Source organism: Streptomyces sp. SID14436 (genome assembly GCF_010548465.1).
Classification (GTDB): Bacteria; Actinomycetota; Actinomycetes; order Streptomycetales; family Streptomycetaceae; genus Streptomyces.
In genome coordinates this window covers 1-19,178 of sequence record NZ_JAAGMD010000477.1, presented here as the reverse complement: position 1 = coordinate 19,178, position 19,178 = coordinate 1, and the positions used below count along the sequence as shown (strand labels likewise).

The 19,178-nt window shown below is 68.5% G+C and carries 17 protein-coding genes and 3 pseudogenes; 16 read left to right on the top strand and 4 right to left on the bottom strand.

Going from position 1 to position 19,178, the window contains the following annotated elements:
• Window positions 1-676: pseudogene (locus tag G3I53_RS33930) on the top strand (IS5 family transposase); the annotation flags it as partial.
• 5 nt (window positions 677-681) lie between these two features.
• On the opposite strand, the gene G3I53_RS16340 reads toward G3I53_RS33930, so the two are convergent.
• Both G3I53_RS16340 and G3I53_RS16335 read right to left on the bottom strand, forming a co-directional pair.
• The gene (locus tag G3I53_RS16340) at window positions 682-1,389 is read right to left on the bottom strand and encodes an SDR family oxidoreductase (protein WP_164336827.1); all 708 of its coding nucleotides are present in this window, start codon (window positions 1,387-1,389) and stop codon (window positions 682-684) included.
• Between the two features lie 245 nt (window positions 1,390-1,634).
• Entirely contained in the window at window positions 1,635-2,699 is a 1,065-nt protein-coding gene (locus G3I53_RS16335; RefSeq protein ID WP_164336833.1) for an aldo/keto reductase, read from the bottom strand.
• A 116-nt stretch (window positions 2,700-2,815) separates the two neighbouring features.
• Here G3I53_RS16335 and G3I53_RS16330 point away from each other — a divergent pair, with 116 nt between their 5' ends.
• From G3I53_RS16330 to G3I53_RS16290, 9 genes are all read left to right on the top strand, one after another.
• Window positions 2,816-3,649 carry a helix-turn-helix transcriptional regulator gene (locus G3I53_RS16330; RefSeq protein WP_164336825.1) on the top strand — a complete coding sequence of 278 codons (834 nt, stop codon included), beginning with the start codon at window positions 2,816-2,818 and terminating at the stop codon, window positions 3,647-3,649.
• A 371-nt stretch (window positions 3,650-4,020) separates the two neighbouring features.
• On the top strand, window positions 4,021-4,704 hold the full coding sequence (locus tag G3I53_RS16325) for a LysE family translocator (protein ID WP_343240630.1): 684 nt from the start codon (window positions 4,021-4,023) through the stop codon (window positions 4,702-4,704).
• Window positions 4,705-5,321: 617 nt separating this feature from the next.
• Window positions 5,322-5,846 (top strand): GNAT family N-acetyltransferase, encoded by a 525-nt coding sequence (locus G3I53_RS16320; protein ID WP_164336823.1) that lies wholly within the window; start codon window positions 5,322-5,324, stop codon window positions 5,844-5,846.
• Window positions 5,847-6,865: 1,019 nt separating this feature from the next.
• Window positions 6,866-7,405 carry a hypothetical protein gene (locus G3I53_RS16315; protein WP_164336821.1) on the top strand — a complete coding sequence of 180 codons (540 nt, stop codon included), beginning with the start codon at window positions 6,866-6,868 and terminating at the stop codon, window positions 7,403-7,405.
• 47 nt (window positions 7,406-7,452) lie between these two features.
• Window positions 7,453-8,217, top strand: a complete 765-nt coding sequence (locus tag G3I53_RS16310) for a hypothetical protein (protein ID WP_164336819.1) — start codon at window positions 7,453-7,455, stop codon at window positions 8,215-8,217.
• 291 nt (window positions 8,218-8,508) lie between these two features.
• Complete coding sequence (locus G3I53_RS16305; protein WP_239063931.1) at window positions 8,509-8,919, top strand: hypothetical protein; 411 nt, start codon at window positions 8,509-8,511, stop codon at window positions 8,917-8,919.
• A 918-nt stretch (window positions 8,920-9,837) separates the two neighbouring features.
• Window positions 9,838-10,770: an aldo/keto reductase gene (locus G3I53_RS16300; RefSeq protein ID WP_164336818.1), complete on the top strand. Its 933-nt coding sequence runs from the start codon at window positions 9,838-9,840 to the stop codon at window positions 10,768-10,770.
• 281 nt (window positions 10,771-11,051) lie between these two features.
• Window positions 11,052-12,242, top strand: a complete 1,191-nt coding sequence (locus G3I53_RS16295; protein ID WP_343240629.1) for an MBL fold metallo-hydrolase — start codon at window positions 11,052-11,054, stop codon at window positions 12,240-12,242.
• Window positions 12,243-12,730: 488 nt separating this feature from the next.
• Window positions 12,731-13,357: a TetR/AcrR family transcriptional regulator gene (locus G3I53_RS16290; RefSeq protein ID WP_239063930.1), complete on the top strand. Its 627-nt coding sequence runs from the start codon at window positions 12,731-12,733 to the stop codon at window positions 13,355-13,357.
• A gap of 12 nt (window positions 13,358-13,369) precedes the next feature.
• On the opposite strand, the pseudogene G3I53_RS16285 reads toward G3I53_RS16290, so the two are convergent.
• Window positions 13,370-13,871, bottom strand: a pseudogene (locus G3I53_RS16285) (transposase family protein).
• Between the two features lie 321 nt (window positions 13,872-14,192).
• On the opposite strand from G3I53_RS16285, the gene G3I53_RS16280 reads away from it, so the two are divergent.
• Entirely contained in the window at window positions 14,193-14,702 is a 510-nt protein-coding gene (locus tag G3I53_RS16280) for a hypothetical protein (protein WP_164336816.1), read from the top strand.
• 435 nt (window positions 14,703-15,137) lie between these two features.
• Here G3I53_RS16280 and G3I53_RS16275 read toward each other — a convergent pair whose 3' ends face one another.
• Window positions 15,138-15,668 (bottom strand): hypothetical protein, encoded by a 531-nt coding sequence (locus G3I53_RS16275; RefSeq protein WP_164336815.1) that lies wholly within the window; start codon window positions 15,666-15,668, stop codon window positions 15,138-15,140.
• A 61-nt stretch (window positions 15,669-15,729) separates the two neighbouring features.
• Between G3I53_RS16275 and G3I53_RS16270 the strand changes: the two genes are divergently transcribed.
• From G3I53_RS16270 to G3I53_RS33925, 5 genes and pseudogenes are all read left to right on the top strand, one after another.
• Window positions 15,730-16,164 carry a MarR family winged helix-turn-helix transcriptional regulator gene (locus G3I53_RS16270; RefSeq protein WP_164336814.1) on the top strand — a complete coding sequence of 145 codons (435 nt, stop codon included), beginning with the start codon at window positions 15,730-15,732 and terminating at the stop codon, window positions 16,162-16,164.
• A 356-nt stretch (window positions 16,165-16,520) separates the two neighbouring features.
• On the top strand, window positions 16,521-17,006 hold the full coding sequence (locus G3I53_RS16265) for a hypothetical protein (RefSeq protein WP_239063929.1): 486 nt from the start codon (window positions 16,521-16,523) through the stop codon (window positions 17,004-17,006).
• Between the two features lie 467 nt (window positions 17,007-17,473).
• Complete coding sequence (locus G3I53_RS16260; protein WP_164336813.1) at window positions 17,474-17,641, top strand: hypothetical protein; 168 nt, start codon at window positions 17,474-17,476, stop codon at window positions 17,639-17,641.
• Window positions 17,642-17,706: 65 nt separating this feature from the next.
• Window positions 17,707-17,994, top strand: a complete 288-nt coding sequence (locus tag G3I53_RS16255; protein WP_164336812.1) for a hypothetical protein — start codon at window positions 17,707-17,709, stop codon at window positions 17,992-17,994.
• 88 nt (window positions 17,995-18,082) lie between these two features.
• Window positions 18,083-18,352, top strand: a pseudogene (locus G3I53_RS33925) (transposase); the annotation flags it as partial.
• Window positions 18,353-19,178: the final 826 nt, after the last annotated feature.

The following is a 19,178-nucleotide window of genomic DNA, read 5'->3' as shown; positions in this document are numbered from 1 at the left end:
TCGTCCTGCACACCGGCATCCAGTGGGAGTACCTACCCCAGGAGCTCGGCTTCGGCTCAGGCATGACGTGCTGGCGGCGGCTGGCCGCTTGGAACGAGGCCGGCGTGTGGGACCGCCTTCACGTCATCCTGCTGCAGAAGTTGCGGGCTGCGAAGCAGCTCGACTGGTCTCGGGCGGTGATCGACTCCAGCCATGTGCGGGCCGCTCGACGAGGCCCAAAAGCGGACCCAGCCCGGTCGACCGTGCGCGTCCGGGCAGCAAGCACCACGTCCTCGTCGACGGTCAGGGCGTCCCGCTCGCGGTGTCGCTGACCGGCGGCAACCGTAACGACGTCACGCAACTGCTGCCCCTCCTCGCCAAGGTCCCGTCCGTTGCGGGCCTGGTCGGGCGGCCGCGTCGGCGGCCCGACATGGTGCTCGGCGACCGTGGCTACGACCACGACAAGTACCGTCGGCTCGTGTGGGCTTTGGGCATCAAGCCGGTGATCGCCCGCCGCGGCACCCCTCATGGTTCGGGGCTCGGAGTGCACCGGTGGGTCGTCGAACGCACCATCGCCTGGCTGCACGGCTTCCGGCGCCTACGCGTCCGCTGGGAACGGCGCGACGACATCCACGAAGCCTTCCTCGGCCTCGCGACCTGCCTGATCACCCACCGGCACGTCCAACGCCTTTGTTAGGACCTCTAAGTGGCATCGAAGGCGAGGAACGCGGCCGCCCGGGCCACCTCGTCAGGGAGACCGAAACGCTGCATAGGATTGTTCGCGACCCGCTGCGCCTTGAACTCCTTCGCAGCCTCCGCAGACATCATGGTCTCCAGAATCCCCGTGTCGATGGGACCCGGGCTGACCGCGTTGACACGGATTCCGCGGGGAAGCAGCTCGCGGGAAAGACTGCGGGCCATGGAGCGCAGCGCCGCTTTGCCGGCGGAATAGACACTGGTCTCCAACAGACCGATGACGTTGGCGATCGAGGTGGTGAAGACGACGCCGGCACCCGTGGTCAGCAGTGGGGCGAGCTTCTGCACGGTGAAGAACGCGCCCTTGACATTGATCGCGAAGATCTCGTCGTACTCCTCGCCGGTGGTCGACTCGAAAGGCGTGAGGGGCGCGATGCCGGCGTTGACGAAAAGGGCGTCGACCGTGCCGAGCTCGCCCTTCACCTTGTCTGCCAGAGCCTCCAGGTCGGACAACGAGGCCACATCACCCGGAATGCCCACCGCGTTCTCGCCGAGCTGTTCCAGTGCAGCGTCGAGTGTGGCCGGAGAACGACCGGTGATCACCACTCGGGCTCCGCCGTCCACCAGCAGCTTCGCTATGGCCAGCCCAATTCCGTTGCCGCCACCCGTGATCACCGCGTTCTTCCTGCTGTACCTACCAATGTCAGAATTCATTCCGTTTCCTCTTCCACTAGGTCTACGGTTCACGTGATATTGCCTGTTATTCCTGTACGGAAGATCATTCCGCTGGAAGGCACGCAACTGCGCCGTCGACGCCGGCCGTCGGGAATGTTCCGCCGTCGAAATCGAATTCAGGGTGGGCGGGCGACGCGGTCGGGCCGGCATCGCCACTCAGCGGGACCCGGCCACGGCCGGGCGTCCCTGCTCGGGTCCGCAGCCGCACGCCGGCCTCCGCAACATCAGCGGCGGGATTCGATCTTCAGATCGCCTGCGGTCACCGCGCGGATGTGGTCACTGGCGAGCAGGTCGTGCGGGAAGCCGAGGTTGATCTTGCTGACCTCGTCGAGGCGGGACAGCTGGGAGCCGGTGAAGTCGACCTCCAGGGCGCCCAGGTTGTCCTCGAGCTGCCCGGGGGTACGGGCACCGATGAGCGTTGCCGACACGCCCGGGTTCTGCAGGGTCCAGGCCAGCCCGATCTGGGCGGGCGTGCGCTCCTGCTCCGCGGCGACGTCCTTCACGACATCAGCGATGGCCAGACTGCGCTCGGTGAGCGTGCCCAGGGCGAGGTTGAACGCCTTGCGAGTGCCGTCGCCGGAGTCGACGTTCGCCGCGATCAGGTCGTCACGGCTGTACTTGCCGCTGAGTACACCGCCGGCCAGCGGTGAATAGGGGATGACACCCAGCCCCATCTCGCGTGCCATGGGGATCAGGTCGCGTTCCCCGGTCCGCTCGGCCAGGCTGTATTCGATCTGCAGCGCAACCAGCGGCGACCAGCTGCGCAGGTCGGCGATCGCCTGCATGCGCGACACCTGCCAGGCCGGGATGTTGGACATCGCCACGTACAGGACCTTGCCCTGCCGGACCAGGTCGTCCATGCCGCGCAGGACCTCCTCGACCGGAGTCGTGAAGTCCCACACGTGCAGGTAGAGCAGGTCGATGTAGTCCGTGTTCAGCTGCCGCAGGCTGGCCTCCACCGAGGCGAACAGGCTCTTGCGGTGAGCACCCCCGGAATTGGGGTCGCCGGGGCTCCGCAGCGTCGTGTACTTCGTGGCTACCACGAGGCTTTCGCGATGGCCGTGGATGAATTGGCCCAGCAGACGCTCGGAGCTGCCATTGGTGTAGGTGGGGGCAGTGTCCACGAAGTTCCCGCCGCGCTCGACGTAGAGGTCGAACAGCTTGCGGGCGTCGTCCTGCTCGGCGCCCCAACCCCACTCGGTGCCGAACGTCGCGGTGCCCAGCGCCAGTGGTGAGACCCGCAGCCCGGACCGGCCCAGCAGCCGGTAGGTGTCGAGGGTGAGCGCCATCATGTCCTCCTGTGCTCGCGGTCAGCCGTCGCAACGAGCTTGTGGCAGCCGCGCAGCCGGGGTAAGGGAAGACACTTCCTGGGAATGGGAGTCCCACGCTCGTTGTTTGCCCGATCATGACGACCAGCACCGTGGACCCGACACAGGAGCTCGCGGCGTTCCTGCGGACCCGGCGTGAGCGCCTGGACCCGAAGGTTCTGGGCCTGCCGTCGCGTGGGCAGGCACGGCGGACCCCGGGATTGCGTCGCGAAGAGGTCGCCGAGCTGGCAGGTGTCAGCATCGACTACATCGTGCGGCTGGAACAGGCCCGCGGGCTGAGGCCCTCAGCAGCTGTGGTGGAGGCGCTGGCCCGGGCTCTGCGGCTGACGCCCGACGAACGCGCCTACCTCTTCGACCTGGCCCAGCAGCGCCCCCGCAACGCCGACAAGCCCGCAACCACCGCAGCACCGCCGCTGGCCCGGCTGGTCGCTGACTTGTCGCCGCTGCCGGCCATGGTGATGAACCATCGGTTCGACATCCTGGCCTGGAACAGCGAAATGTCGAAGCTGCTGCTGGATTTCGACACCCTGCCCCCGGCGCAGCGCAATTCGATGTGGCTGTGTCTCGTACATCCGGAGATTCGCGAGTTCTACGTCGACCGCGAACGCGTCCTCCGGGAGGGCGTCGCCCACCTGCGCGCCGCGTGGGCTGCGCATCCGCAGGATGAGGAGTTGACCGCACTCATCGCCGAATTGATCACGCGCGACGAGAACTTCGCACGGTTGTGGGCCGAACGAGACGTCAAGGTCAACGGCCGTGGGCGGAAGGTGATGCGGCATCCCGACGCCGGTGTGGTCGCAGTCCACTTCGAGGTGTTCATGCCGCTTCAGGATACGGACCAGCGGTTGATGATCTGCCGGGCCGCGGACGATGAGAGCCAGTCGACGTTGGACCGGTTGTACGCACGATGATGCCGAACTGTCCAACCGTGCACTGAGCTGAGCCGAACCGTCATGCTTGGCAGCTGTCCAGCCGTAGGCGCTGTACCACTGGCCGCCGGACAGCTTGCAGCCGCGGCGTTGCTCCGGAGCGGCCTTTCGTCGGCGAGTAGGTACGAGGGTGAGTGACGTCCTCCCCGCCGACGGTGGGTGCTCCGCACAGCAGGCAGAAGCGCAGGGGGTCGCAGATTCTGAGAAGCGCTCGCGCGGGAACCCGCACTTGTAGCCTTCTATAGCTACCGACGCCCGGTTGCATCGCGCCAGGCACCCTTCCCTGACGCGTTGCGCACAGGTGGTGGACGTTCGACTGCACCGTGACGTCCGATTTCCGCCAGCATTGCACGGTGGCTGCTCTGAAGACTCGGCATATGATCTTCATGCCCCCTCTGACGTCGGTGATGAGCGCGGACACGCTGATCGCGCTCCTGATCTTCTTGTTCCCACTCGCCTATAGTCCGGGCCCGGGAAACGCGTTCTTCGCGGCGATCGGTGCGTCGAAGGGGCTGAACGCCGCCGTGCCGGCCCTCGCCGGATACCACATCGCGACCTTGGGCGTGACCGCGGTAATCGGGATCGGGATGGGAGCCACCATCCTCGAGCATCGTTTGTTCGCAAACGTGCTCAGCGCGGTCGGGAGCCTCTACGTGCTGTGGTTGGCGGTGACGTTCGTTCGTGCCGCTCGGGCGACTGAAGGATCCACGGCGGATGCCCCATCGGCCGGGGGACAACGGATCGGGTTCTGGGCCGGTGCGATCGTCCTGCTACTGAACCCCAAGGCGTACTACATCATCGCGGTGTTGTTCGCGCAGTTTCTCAGGCCACCCGCCAACGACGACATCGCCACGGTGCTGGTGATCACTATCGTGTTCACGCTGAACAACCTCGTCGCCTTCATCGTCTGGGCACTTGGCGGCCGGGCGCTCACCGCCCTGTTCCGCAGTGAGCGGTCGAAACGATGGATGGACTGCTTGTTCGCTGCCACCTTGATCGGAGTTGCGGTCTGGATGGCGGTACCGCTGTTCACCTGATCAGAAGCCACGCATGACTCAACGCCCAGGTGCGGGGACGGAGCTCTCCAGGGAACCCGCGCGTACGCCAATAGTGAGGGAAGAGGTGGCCGTAGGCCCCGCTGGCCCGGGGGTGCTCCGCACCACTGTCCAACGACGAAGGAGCGCGCCCTTCTCCGCACCAACGGCACGAATCGAATGCGCGAACCGGCTGTTGACTCGGCCGCCTGGGTTACGGCCTCTGCTGTTCCAGGTGCTGTCTGGACGCGAGGAGAAGAACAGCGCCACCGCCTCGAAAGGGAGTCTCAGCGGCTGGAGCGAAACGACACCGACCCCCGGCTCTGCGCGGCCATGTCGGCCGGCTCGCTTTCGGCGGCAACCTCATCCAGACCGGCACTGAACCCTACCGCCTGGCCCTTACCCAGGCCCGGACTGCCGCCTGGGAAGCCTCAGCAGGCTGCTGACGTCACGTGATACACGGCGCTTCCTGGACAGGTACGGCCATAGTCACGGCGCCGAAGAAAGTCGGCAGCCTCGGAAGCGAACCGTGCCCCTTGGCCTGAACTCCCTGTTCTGGACGGTGCAGATCGGCTGGGAATCACTTGGCCAGTGCTCGGCGGATAGATCATCATGTGGGAGTGTCTGACAACCGATCCACTGTGGTGCGGCTCGCCCAGTACACGAGGGCGGACCAAGAGGAAATCCTCGGGAGCAGCGATGATCCCTTCGGTGTCGCCTGGACCGGTCTGACCTGGCTGCCGAAAGAGGAACACTTCGGCATCCGGCACGACGGCAGGCTCGTGGCCCACGCCGGCTTGCTGCGAGTGCCTGTTGCGATCGGGGATGCCGAGACAGAAGTGGTGGGGGTCGGCGGGGTGGCAGTGTCACCAGGCATGCAAGGTAAGAGCCTGTCTCGGCTCGTTGTCGCAGCTGCACTGGAGCACGCCCGAACGATGGGTCCTCAGCACGCACTCCTCTTCTGCCGACCTTCCCTGGTGTCGCTCTACCAGCGCCTCGGATGGCACCTGCTTGACAAGGATGTACTCGTCGAACAACCCGAAGGCCGGTTGGTGACCATGCCACTCCGGAGCATGGTGACGTCCCTGCGCGACAGTTCCCGTTGGCCCTCAGGGCGAGTACGGCTGTTCTCACTCCCGATGTGACGGGCTCCTATTGGAAGAGAGAGACCCGCAGCGCGGCGAGACAGATCACCCTTCCCGCACCGGTGTCAGTTGCGTTCCATCCTGACCGCATCCGGCCTCGTGCCGTTCAGTGACGCTTCGTCAGAAATTGTGCATGAGGTACTGCAGGCGGAGGCCCGCTGTCGGCTCGCCCCGGTTGCGTGCGGCGGGGGAGCAGGAAGGGGGATTGACGGGGCCACGCGGGACGTGCAGAGAGTGTGAGCATCTATAGACAGGCCCAACCCGAGGGTGTCTCGCCAGCTGGGGAAGCCGCCGTCGACCCGGCCCACCCGTCCGCACTTGCCTCCGGTTTGGCCCCTTTCCCTGCGGCTCAGCGGAGACTGGACGACCCCGGTCTCCGGGTGCCCGGGCTACTTCGAGGACGTTGCCGACGGCACTCTGGAATCAGTCTTGTAGACAGGTCGCGCACGCGGATCACATGCCTTGAGCGAGCTGGCCGCCAAGCTCGACGTGATGCACCAGCAGCACCGTCAGCACTTCGGCAGGGTTGGACGTGCTTCTTGAAAAGCGACACCGTGGTCCGGGAAAAGACCTTCAGCACAAGGGCAGCCCCCCTCGCCTGTCTCCCAACGGGCCATCCATCGACGATCGTCGGGGCCGACCGTCACGAGGCCGGCCGAGGCACCGAGCCGCCACAACGGCGGCCGGCACCACGTGCTTCCGGGCGGCGTGACGGGGCGGCAGGGCGAGGGTGAGTTGACGCACGCCGAACTGGTCGGCTCTGCCGGCGACGGTGCGGCCGAACCTCGTCGGCGCGTCGTTCATGATGCCGCCCGTGGTAGCCGCGGCCTGATACGCCTTCGCCCCGATCTGCGGCTGCGGGCGCACGCGGCCCTCGGCGTCGGCGGACGTTGCTGCCATGAGACCCCGGCACCTGGGCGGAGGCCGGGCGCATCGCGTGTCCCCGACCACGGGAGATCATCAGATTATGGCCTAAAAGATGATGTTGAGCTCAAAATACTCTCCGTACCGTGCGCCCCATGAGACGACACTTCATCACAACGGCCACCGCAACCACCGCCGCGGTGGCCGTCCTGTTCACCGCGGCCCCTGCCAACGCATCCATCCACAAGACCAAGCCGAAGGCGTGGAGTTGCGGTTTCGACCAGGCGTGCACCAAGAACACCCGCAGCGGGCCGGGGTCGGCGAAGGTCTACCGCTGGTACCTCGGGGACTTCGACGACACTCTGATACGCGTCGGCAACCGGAAGTACGGGCTTGAGCACATCAAGCGCGGCGGTTCAACCGGCAACAAGGGCAACCATCCCTACAACGGCTACGCGATGCGCCTGTGGGACAAGGCCCTCAACAACTTCGCCAAAGGCAGCAAGGGAAATGTCAACAAGGTGTCCACCACTCACACGTACAAGTACGGGCGTGGGAAGAAGAAGCGCACCATGTGCGTGGTCACCATGGAACGCGCCCTCAAGCTCGACGGCAAGAACTACGGCAGGACGGGAATCTGGACCGCCTACTGGGTCAAGGGGCACGTAGGCTGGAAGGGCTGTAAGAAGGGCTGACCGGGCAAAGGGGGCGCGGGGTGAATCCGTGGCAGGAAGGGGACTGGGTGGTTGCCACCGTCCCCACCGACAACCCGGGCGACCTCGTGGGCCAAGTTGCCATGATCACCGCCTATGACGATGTCCTGGTCGACTTCGAGGACAGCAGCGGCGGGTACGCGCCCGGCGAACTCGCCCCCGCCCCCCGTACCGCGGAAGCTCTGGCGTCCTGGAACACGGACCTGATCCCTTACCGACGCCTTGAGGAGGGCAGCAAGCAGCCGGTCACCGCCACACCCGAGGAAACCCAGGCGATCACCTTCACCGCTGACGTCGCCGGCCAGGTGTACGCCGCAGGCCCCGAAGGGCCCCGCCTGCGCCTGCTCGACATCAGCGAACGCCGCGCCGACTTCGCCCCGCACCGCCCGCCCGCCCCGCCCGCCGGCGACTGGTACGACGCCGCCTGCCCGCCGCCCGCTGCCGCACCCGCGCACGCGCACCTCGCCTGGGCCCTGAGACAGACGTGCCGTTTCGCCGGCGCCCAGGGCGACCTGCCCGTACTGCTCGGCTGCGAGACCAGCTCCGCCTATGACACGGCCGACCTGCTCATGTCCCACCGGACAGGCAACTGGCGGGTGCGCCTGCCGCTGATGTGGCCCGAGCCCGCCGACGGCGCGACCGGCCCGCTGCACAACCTCGCCTTCCACCTGGATGAACTGTTCACCGACGGTCAGGCGCTCGAAGAAACCCCGCCCCGTCGCCGCCGCCCCGGCATCCCGTACGCGGACGGCAACGTCATCCATCCTTTCGGCGCCCCCATCGCACGGCGGTAGCGCCAGGTGAAATTCGCTGCAGGAAGCCGCCCATCCCCATTGCAGAAGAACAGGCTCAAAGGAGAGGGGTATCCCGCCGATCCGCTCCGCCACTGAGCCCGCGCCCTTTGCGGTCCGCCAAGCGCGCGGGCTCAGTGGCCGCACCCATGCGCACACGCATGGGCCGGGCCCGGCATGCCACCGCGGCATCACGGTTGTCATGAGTCGTCGTACTCATGCGCGGGAGGGCGCCGACAGGTCAAACTGCCATGTCCATGCCTTGATGGCGCGTCAGAAAGAGAGGACACCACCATGCGCGTAGGCAAGATGGCGGCGATCGCCCTGGCGGCCGCAGCAGTGACCACTGCGACAGCGGTACCGGCAGCGGCGGCTGGGGACGCTCTGCTTCCTCACCCCGGCCCCGACGGCCTGGTGTGGGTGCCGGAGTGGACGGGGGACGGCGGGGTCGCGTCGGGCGGGGCCTGGGACAGACTGCCCACCGTGCTCACCGTGGCGTGCGAGGGCGGCGGCAGCGTGGCGGTCTCGATGGACTCCCAGCAGGTGCGGGTGGCCGACTTCTCGGTCGACTGCCCAGCCGGCGGTGTCGGTGTGGGTACGGTGACCATGGACCCCGGGGTGGTGAAGCCGGGCTCGTTCTCCATCGGTGTCGACGCCTCGAACCACAGCATCCGCTGGTCCCTGACGGTGACTCAACCCGAATAAGACCCCCACGCCCGGCTCCCGCTGCTCGCCGCCGACCGCAACCGACCCCGCTGACGTCGCGCCATTCGGCGGCGTGTAGGCCGCTCGGGGTCAGCAGTCGGCGACGTCGGGGCTCACGGAAGTCAACGAGTAGACGACGTCACCCGCCCGAACATGTGGCGGCCGACGAAGCTGCTCAGCCATGACCGGGACCCCGCGATTCGCTGCCATATCCTTCTGCCGTGGCGTACAGACCACGATCTCGGGCAGAAGGCGGGACGGGTGCCGCGGAACCCCAAGGGCGAGTTCCTTGACAGCCCGGCTCGGCTGAGTCTGAGCATCCTGTTCTGTGGATGGACGGCGGCCAGCAGCGGCACCGCACCCTGGGTGAGGGTTGCCGCGACAGTGACGCTGGTGGGCTGGTTGGTGTTGCTGGCGAGGCACTTTCTGCGGCGTGCCCGCGACCGCGGATTGTCAGAGCCGGACGAATCGGCATCCTGATTGATGAGAGCGGAGGCCAGTGCCGGCCCGCCGCCCGCAGGGTCGGCGGTCGGCCAGCGCCGTGAGGTCGGGGAGAGGGCGGGCGACCTGCTGCAGGGCCCCGCGACCATGACGCGGGTGCCGACAGAAGTCCGCGGTCGGCCCGCCTCGGCACCCATGTCGGTCAGCTCACGACGACGCACCACCAACAGACCAGCGCACCAACCACTTGCGGGCGACCTAGTCCGGTCGCTGCGCCCGCCTTGATCGAGGCGTCTGGCGCTGCCGGCGGCGCGACGTTCGCCCGCCCGGAGGCGACGGCAGTGCGCAGCCACGCAGGCGGGTCCGGATCCCGCGGGTGTGGCGACGGAAAACCGGAGGGCCCTCCGGTAGTGTTACGGTGGAAGGTACCGGAGGGCCCTCCGTATAAGTCCGGTCACCCCACGGGAGCAGAAAGCCATGACCTCCGAAACAACCTCCGCCACTTCCTCCGCTTCGCGCCCCGGAGGCGCCGGCCTGCTGGCCGGACGCACCGTCTCGCGCATCGGATACGGCGCGATGCAGCTGGAGCGCCTGCACGACGATCGTCCCGCGGCCATCGCCCTGCTGCGCCGTGCGTTCGACCTCGGTGTCGACCACGTGGACACCGCCCACTTCTACGGCAACGGCTTCGTCAACGGCCTCATCCGCGAGGCGCTGCGCCCGCTGGACGACGTTCTGGTCGTCACCAAGGTCGGTGCCATGTCCACCCCCGGAGCCCCGGTCCCGTTCCGGATGGCGCAGCGGCCCGAGGAACTGCGGGCCAGCATCGAAGCGGAACTGGCCTCGCTCGGCATGGAGCAGGTCCCGGTGGTCAACCTGCGCCGCATGGACGCAGGCGTGACCATCCCCGCCCCCGACGAGCAGAAGGTCGACCTCGACGACCAGCTCGCGGAACTGACCGCCCTGCGAGACGCCGGAAAGATCGGAGCCATCGGCCTGAGCAGCGTCTCCGTGGACGTGACCCGCCGCGCCCTGCCTGCGGGCATCGTGTGCGTGCAGAACCCCTACAGCCTCGTGGCCCGCGACGACGAGGACCTGCTCAAGCTCTGCACCGAGGAGCAGATCGCCTGGGTGCCCTACTTCCCGCTGGGCGGCGCGATCCCCGGCGTGGCCAAGGTGACCGATGAACCCGCCGTGATCGCGGCCGCCGAACGCCTGGGATGCACCCCGGCCCAGGTCGGCCTTGCCTGGCACCTGCACCACAGCCCCCAGACCCTCCTCATCCCCGGCACCGCCACCATCGCGCACCTCGAGGCGAACCTGGCAGCGGGCGCCATTGCCCTCGACGCGGAGACCTTCGCGGCACTCGAAGCGATCCCCACCCGGCCGATGACGCCTCCGCGTCAGTGAGCGACCCGCCGGCCCCTGCCCGCGCGCACTCGGCCGGGGCGGCCCGCGGCCGCCCCGGCCAGGAGCGGCCACCACGGGCGGAGGCCGCGACCGTCGGCTTCTGCTCACTCACCTTGCACGGCGAGCGGACCTACGGCCGGTGGCACGGCTGGACCCGAAATGCCGACCCGTGCCGTGGGCGCCGACGCCCCCGGCCAGGGCCGCCGCCGTCGAATCCTCGGCCGGTGAGGCCGCCCTCGCCCCCACCCATGATGGAAAGACCTGCCCCTTCAGGAGCTGCCGTGACCCGTTCCCCGATTCCAGGGCTCCGCTCACTTCGGCCTGACGCCTTCGGCGCCGAACCGACCGGCGAGCGGCTGGCGCGGATCCACAGATCGCCGCACTTCGCGGATGGCACCTTCCAGAACCCGGTCGGCGTCAGGATCGGACCACAGGGCTCGAAGCTCGCATTCACCCGGACGTTCTTCGGCAAGGAGCAGCGCCTGAGCCGCGTCCCGGTGGGCACCGTGCCCGTGCATGCGACGACCCTCGCCGACCTTGCGAGACCCCCGGCCAGCGGGCTGCGGCTCACGTGGATGGGGCACGCCAGTGTGCTCGCCGAGATCGACGGCCGGCGGATCCTGTTCGACCCCGTGTGGGGCGAGCGCTGCTCGCCGTTCGCCTTCGCCGGGCCGAAGCGGCTGCACCCCGTGCCGGTGCCGCTCGCGGCGCTCGGACCGGTCGATGCCGTGGTCATCTCGCACGACCACTACGACCACCTCGACCTGCCCACCATCAGGGCCCTGGCCGACACGGACACAGTCTTCGCGGTGCCGCTCGGTGTCGGCGCCCACCTGGAACGCTGGGGCGTGCCCGCCAACCGGCTGCGCGAGCTGGACTGGCACGAGCGCAGCACCGTCGCCGGCCTCACGCTGACCGCCACACCCGCGCGGCACTTCTGCGGACGCGGAGTGCGCAACCAGCAGCACACCCTGTGGGCCTCCTGGGTCGTCGCGAGCGAGGAGCACCGGGTCTTCCACAGCGGAGACACCGGCTACTTCCCCGGGTTCACGGACATCGGCGAGCGGTATGGACCGTTCGACGCCACGATGGTGCAGATCGGGGCCTACTCCGACTTCTGGCCCGACATCCACATGACGCCCCAGGAGGGCATCCGGGCCCACCTCGATCTCCAGGGTGGCCCGCACGGCGTGTTCCTGCCGATCCACTGGGCCACCTTCAACCTCGCCCCGCACCCGTGGGACGAGCCGGGCGAGGACACCTTCGCCGTCGGGCGCCGCGCGGGCGTGACGGTCGCGCTGCCGCGGCCGGGCGAGCCCTTCGAGCCGACCGCGGACACCCTCCCGCTCACCCCGTGGTGGCGCGATGTCGCCCCCGAAACCGTCCGACCCCGGCTCGCGCCCGAGGACGCCGGGAGGCCGGCGGCCGAGCCGGGCGAGGAGAGCGGGCAGCGGAAGGCCGCGCCCGTCTAGCCGAACAGGCCCTTACCCCCCGGCGGTTGGGGACGCCGCTTCGACGCACGACAACGACATTGTCACCGTCGACCCGGCTGAGGCGGACCACGCGCACACGCAGGGCAAGCGGCGCGGCCCCGATGGCCATGCTTTCCACCCTGACCAGACCAACCCCGTGATCGCGCCGACCACGGTGACCGGACCGGCCAGGACGCGCTTACCGGTGAACTGGGCATGACTCACATACCGGCGAGGACACGGCCGCCGAGCCGGACCGGCTGGGGGTATGGGGAGGTGGAGGAAGACTCCGACGTGTTCCCTCACGCTGCGTAGATCAAAGGCGCTGGACGATTTCTCGGGCGGGCAGGCGCCTCCAGGGCGTAGAACGCAGGAGGCGGCAGGGTTGACTTGAGAGGGCCATGGCTTCCCGTGCACGTGAGACACTGGGCGTTTACGGAGGAACCTCCGTTACTTCCTGCCGCACCACTACTGGAGGTACTTCCGTTTTGTCTTCGTCGTCACACCCGAAGGCCCCGAATCCGGCCGAACCCGCAGGCCGACCGGTCCGCCGTGATGCCCGGCGCAACCGCGAGAAGCTCATCGCCGTCGCTCAGGCCGCCTTCGCCGCCGCCGAGGGCCCGGTCTCCCTGGAAGGCATCGCCCGCCAGGCCGGCGTAGGCATCGGCACCCTCTACCGCCACTTCCCCACCCGCGAGGATCTCGCCGAGGCCGTCTACGCCAGCGAACTCGCCGCCGTGGAGGCGAGCGCCCCCGACCTGCTCGGCAAGCACCCGGCCGACATCGCCCTACGCGCCTGGATCGGCCGCTATGCCACCTTCGTCGCGACCAAGCGCGGCATGGTGGACACCCTGCGCGCCGCCGTCGCCTCCGGGCGCATCGCGGCTCCCTCGCGCGAACGTCTGGCCGCCACCATCACCATGATCCTCGAGCAGGGCGCCGCGACCGGCACCCTCCGCAAGGACGTCGACCCCGATGACGTCACCACGCTGCTTCTCGGCGTGTTCGCCGTCATCGTCGACGGTGCCCCTCAAGAGCGAACTGACCGCCTGCTCGACCTCGTGGTTGACGCCGTGCGCCTCGCACCTCGCACCGCGACGTCCACCGGGCACTGAGCTTTTCCCACCTCACGCTGAGGCGTGATGAAGGACGAGGACAGCCTGGACGATCGCGGCGACGCGGTGGGTGCTGCACCGGAGCTTCCGCAGAAGACGCCAGCCCTTCAGCGAGGACCTGGACGTTCATCCCGTGGCGTTTGTGCTTGCCTGAGTAGTACGCGGTGTCGCGGCGATTCGGCCGATGGGCAGCAGGGTGCCGTCCAGGATCACGAACGTTGTGGTCCGGGCGGTGCACGTCGCTTCGGCCACGGTGGGTGCGAGCGCGGCCCGTACTTCGACGGCCTCGCGTATGTACCGGTACACGGTTGCGATGTTCGATACCGAACCCGGCGGCGAGCTGGGCGCAGGTGTCACCGCATCGCAGATGGGCCAGGCGAGCAGAGTCCGACAGCCGGCGGTCAGGCATCGTCATCGGATCGGTCCCGATTTCCCCTCGCCGGGCAGCGAGGCGTCCGGTCAGGCACCGCAGGGTGCGACTGGACAGGTCGATCGACGACGGGCAGACGAGCACGCGAAGCCCCTGGTGGCTGCGGGCGATCTTGGTCGAGAACCCGTCTACGAGGAGCTCCGCCGTTCCAGTGGAACTGTCCGACCCACTGTGACTCAGCGCTTCAGTTGGCACCGTGAGCGTTCGAGTCGGCGGCAGCCGGCCGGGGACGGGCCGGCCGCGGCGCCGTCCTCGCCCGCGACAGTCGCTGCGGGCCTGTATCCTTGGTCGCGAAGTCCGGCGCGTACAAGCTTTTCGAAACAGCGCCCGTCTCCCGAGTCGCCTCGGGAGACGGGCGCTGTTTTTTATTGCCGGTTGCCGCATCGAGCGACAAGGAACTGCCCTGTGAGCGACAACCCCTTCCGCACCTGCCTGCCCCGCACCCCGAAGGAATCTGTGGTGTTCATGCTGGTCATCGCCGTGATCTCGGTGAACACCATCCCGGTGGTCATCGGCGGCCTGACCTCCGGCTTCACCCTGGCCATGTGGACCGGTCTGCTGCAGGTGATGCCGGCCCTGCTGGTCGCGGTCGTGGCCGTGGTCCAGCTGACGATGAAGCCCGCCCAGCTGCTCACCTCACGAATCGTGCGCCCGGGCGACAGCTTCCGAGCCCACATGATCTTGCACGCCCTGTGCAGCGTGCTGCTGATCTCCCTCCTGATGACAGTGGTCGGCACGTGGATCGGCGCGCGGCAGATCTCCACCGAGCCCCTGGAGCAGTTCGCGCACCTGTGGCCGCGGAACTGCACCATCGCGTTCCTCATCGAGGCGTTGCTCGCCCAGCCGGTCGCCCGGCAGGTCATGCGCCTCCATCACCAGCGTGTCGACGCCCGCGCCACTCTCGCGGCGGCCTGACAGCCGCCTCCTCCTCGCCGACTGAGCGGCGTAGTGGGCGAGCGGTCCCCACCGGAGCGCTCAGTCCCACACACGGCCATCACCGTCAGGTTGGAAGGGCTCACTGATGGGCGCCAGCCCAGTCGCCGCCTGCTGGGCCTCGCCACCCGCCTGCGCGAAGAGTCGAACCTCCATCACATGTGGGCCATTTCGTCGCGCCGCGAGCCAGAAAGGGCCGGCGCGGGGGAGCACCGCCCCCTTTTGGGACGCCGCGCCGACGCGTGAAGTGGAACTGGCCGAGCGCCTGATCCGTCACCATTTGCTGCGCACCGCCAAGCTGGGCCTCGCCCTCGAATGACGGCGAGTTCCGGCTCGAAACCGAGGAACTTCGCGGCCAGTGGGCGGTGCGGCGCCCGGCACCGCGCGGGTGCGCTCGCGGCCACGCTCAAGGGCTCGTCAAGCCGATGCCGGACGCATCGACGCGTCCGATCGCTTCTCCGTCGGCCGGTCAAAGTACGCCAGGAGGGCGAACCAGATCACGATGCAGATGCCTGCCGGGGCCAGGGCCGATTCGGGAAGCACGTCCCCCACGAGGGAGTACGAGGCGAGCCAGAACCCTGTGATCGTGCCGACCAGGGTGACCGGCCAGGACTTGCTGACCAGTGAACTGGACATGATCCACACACCGGCGAGGACATGCCCGCCGAGCCGGACCGGCCAGGCGATGTCGTGCGGGACGTCGTTGATTGCCAGAATGCCGGCGAGGACGTCCAAGGCCACCCATCCATAGCCGGCGGCCTTGGCCCACGACGCCGCCTCCAGCCGTGAGACAAGGAAGAGGATGGAAAGGTGGAAAAAGACGCCAAGGTATTCCCCCCACGCCACGTCCGGCGCCGCGATGAGGGCCGCGGCAATGGGGATGAACAGCACGCACGGAAGCAGCGCCGCGCCGCGCAGACTGAGGTAGTTCCGTCGTGAATCGAGCATCGCGGAAGTCCTTACTCGCAGGTCGCTTTGTAAGGTCGAACACTAGAAAGGCAGTGTTGACATGTCAACACTAGGGGGAGCGGCCGAGCTGTGGCTGCTGTGGAAGCGCGCACACGAGACGGTTCGCGCCGCGGTCATCGCCGACATGACCACGACGTCCGGCCTCACGGAGGCCGAGCTGAGCGTCCTGGTGTGCCTCTACGAATCCGGCGGCACCCTCCGGCAGAACGCCATCGCAGCCACCCTGGGCTGGGACCGGACACGGCTCTCGCACCAACTGACCAGAATGGAGAAACGTGACTACGTGACGCGGGACAAGGTCACGAACGGCGTCGAAGTCGCGCTGCGACCGGAAGGCCGACGCACGATCGAGGCAACGGTGCCCTCGCTGGAAGCCTCAACCCGCCGCCACCTCCTTGACCGGCTCGGCCCCGACGACGCGGCAGCACTCAAGGCTGTCGTCGAGCGACTGCTGTCGAGCGACGACAGTCGCTGAACGGGTCGATCCGGCGCGACGCTCCAGCAGGGACGGGAAGAACCATTCCATCCGCACCTTGGGAATGCTCAGATCGAGGTCGCCGACCTGCAACGTCAGCAACTTCTCCAGCGGCCAGTGCCCCAGGTTGTGGGATTGCTGGAGTGCTGTCACGGGGCTTGAGGCGGAAAGGCCCGAGCGGGCGGAGCTGTTCCTCGGTGACCGTTCCCGCTCTTGTCCGTGCCTGCGACGCCCGGTAGCTGGTGCGGCAGCACGGAGGGGATCCGGCGTCGTGGTACCGGCAGCGGTGTGCGGCACCCGGCGTCCCCGGGCTGCAGCCCGGGGCGGTCATCGGCCTGACCGAGTGCGGAGACCGCGTGGACGGCGGACTGCTGTGGCCGCTGTTCGCTCACCCAGCGGCCGGGGTGCGGGCAGGGGCGGTGGAAGGTCTGCGGGCACTGGACCGTGCGGACGCGCAACGGTGGCGGCCGCTGCTGGAGGACCCGGCTGCGGTGGTTGTCCGCGAGGCGACCGCGGCTTTGTTGCCGTTGGCGGAGCAGTTGCCCGTCGACTGGCTGCTGGCGCGCACCGGGTCCATGTGGCCGCGGCATGTGGGGGTCGCCGTGTTCCGGCTCCTGGATGCGCATGGCGGGGTGGTGGCGTTGCGGGCGGCGGCGGGGCTGTTGGAGGACCCGGATGTGAAGCTGCGCAGGTGGGCCGGGCGGTGTGTGCAGCGCTGGCGTCCTTGGGCGCAGGTGCGGCGGGCAGAGGCGGAGGTGGGTGGGTTGCTCGACCGCAGCCGGCACCTCTTCAGCGATCAGGTACTGCGGCGGCGTGAGTGGGAGGCCGGGCTGGACGGCTGAGTAGTCCACCTGGGGGTGGGGTGGGGAAACCAGCACCGAGGTAGGGGAGTGGGCTGATGGTCAGCCGCAGCTCGACGAGCGGGAACTGCTGTCGGACGGGCCGTGGCTCGATGACGAGGTTCGACGTGGGTGAGCTGGTGGAACCAGGGCCACGCTGCGCGGGTCTCGCCGAGGGCCGGGTGGTGCAGGTGCGGTAGTGGGCCGGCGGCCCGGCTGCCGTCGCCGGCGGCGAGTTGCCGCCAGAACAGGGGCGGATTCCTGGTGGCCCGTCAGGTACAGCAGGCAGGCGTAGACGAGCGCGCCGTCGAGGTCCGTGTCTCCCCCCCCGGCTGATGGGGCAGGCGCCAACTTGTTCGGCGTAGACGCGGTAGGCCTTCCGCCCCGCCGGTGCCGCCCTGCCAGCGGCGAGAGCGGCGAGAGCGGCGACAGCGGCGACAGCGGCACAGCCTGGCACCGCCGGACGCCGGATGGTCCGCCCGTCGCGCAAGTGCGGCCCGGGCGAGGACGTCGGCCGCATCCTGCGGATGTTCGGCGAGCAGGCCGGCACGCCGATGCCCACCACCGGGTCCGTGGTCGTCGGGCTCTCCGGTTCGGTCTTCTCCAGCCTGGCTCCTAGGTCGCGTATCGAGTCGTGATCAGACTGCCTGCCGCGTGAGCCGGTGGCTGCCGACTGCGGCAGCTCCCGTGAGAGCATCCGCCCATGAGCAGCGACCTGGAAGTAAGTGCTCTGGCGATCAATGTCACGATCCCGCAGGCGCTCCGTTGGACGGACACTCGACGCGGTGAAGCGTTCACGCTGATCACGCTCAACGTCCGGCTTCTCCCGGACGGTCACCTCGCCGTGAAGGCCTATGGCAGACCAGTCGGTGGCGGTCGGGGCGCATATGTCTCGTTCCCCGTCCATGATGAACCTGAACTGGCGGCCCTGGTCTCCGACGCTGCCAGCCGTGCTGGGGCGTTGTGGGCCGCCCATCGTGGTCTCGGCTGATCTCGCTGCGCATATTGGGGCGTGAACAATCTGCGGGATTCGCCCTCGCGGCGGAGGCTGCACCGGTAGATCTTCTTGCGTGACGTGAGTGCAACTGACTGACGAGGAATGGGAGTTCATCGAGCCGTACTCACCGATCGGTGAATACGGTCCGTCCCCCGCAGCGGCTGCGGCAGCAGTTCAAGGGCGTGATCTGGCGGTTAAAGACCGGCGGGCAGTGGCCGGAGATGCCGCAGGAGTTCGGCGCCTGACCCATTGTGCACAACCGTTTCCGGCAGTGGCGTGACGCGGGCGCTTCGAGGCACTGCTGGAGGGCCTGATCGCAGAAGCCGTGAAGCGGGGCGAGGTGGACATGACCGCGCCCCGGCGCCCCATGGGGATGGGGAGCCTGCTTCATCCGTGCGTGTGTGCCTGATCGGCGTGTTGGGATGGATGAGGCCATGGCGGACAGCCACCCACCCGCACGAGGTGCAGCCGGGGGTGAGGAGTGTCCGATCGGGTTCCTGGTGGCGAGGACATGCTGCGGCGGTGGCCGGCTGGCCGGCTGGCGGGCGTGAGGGCGCGGTGGCGCGGTGGCGCGGTGGCGCGCTTGATGGCCCTTGACTCCCGGGGCGAGTTGGCCACCGAGCACGCGCGGGCAGTCGCTGGGTCTCTTGGTGTGTCACTGCGGACGGTGTGGAACTGGGTGGCGGTGGCCCGGCGCGATGGGCGGTTATCCGCACGGACCCCGTCACGGGCGGGTGTGTCGCCAGATGTGCGTGTTCGTCTGGCGGTTTGGGGTGGGAACGTGTCAGCGGTCCACCGCGAGCTGCTTGCGGAAGCGGCCGCGGCTGGTGACCCGGGCTCGGTGCCTTCTCTTCGGACCCTGCACCGCGCGGTACGCCGGGACTTGTCGGCGGGGGAGCGGGCCGGGCTGAAGGGCGGTGAAGCAGCACGTCGTCGTTACGACGTCTACGGCCAACGGCCGCCCCACGCACCGCAACGCCTGCTGGGAGGGTGATCACAAACGTATCCCGGTCCGTGTCGCCCTGGACGGGGCCGCGGTGTGTCCGTGGGTGACGTGGTTCATCGATGTGGCGTCGAAGGTGATCGTGGGGGTAGCGGTCACACCGCACCAGCCGGCTCGGGACGCCGTCCTGGCAGCGCTGCGTTCGGGGTTCAGCCGGGCCGCCCCGTACGGGCCG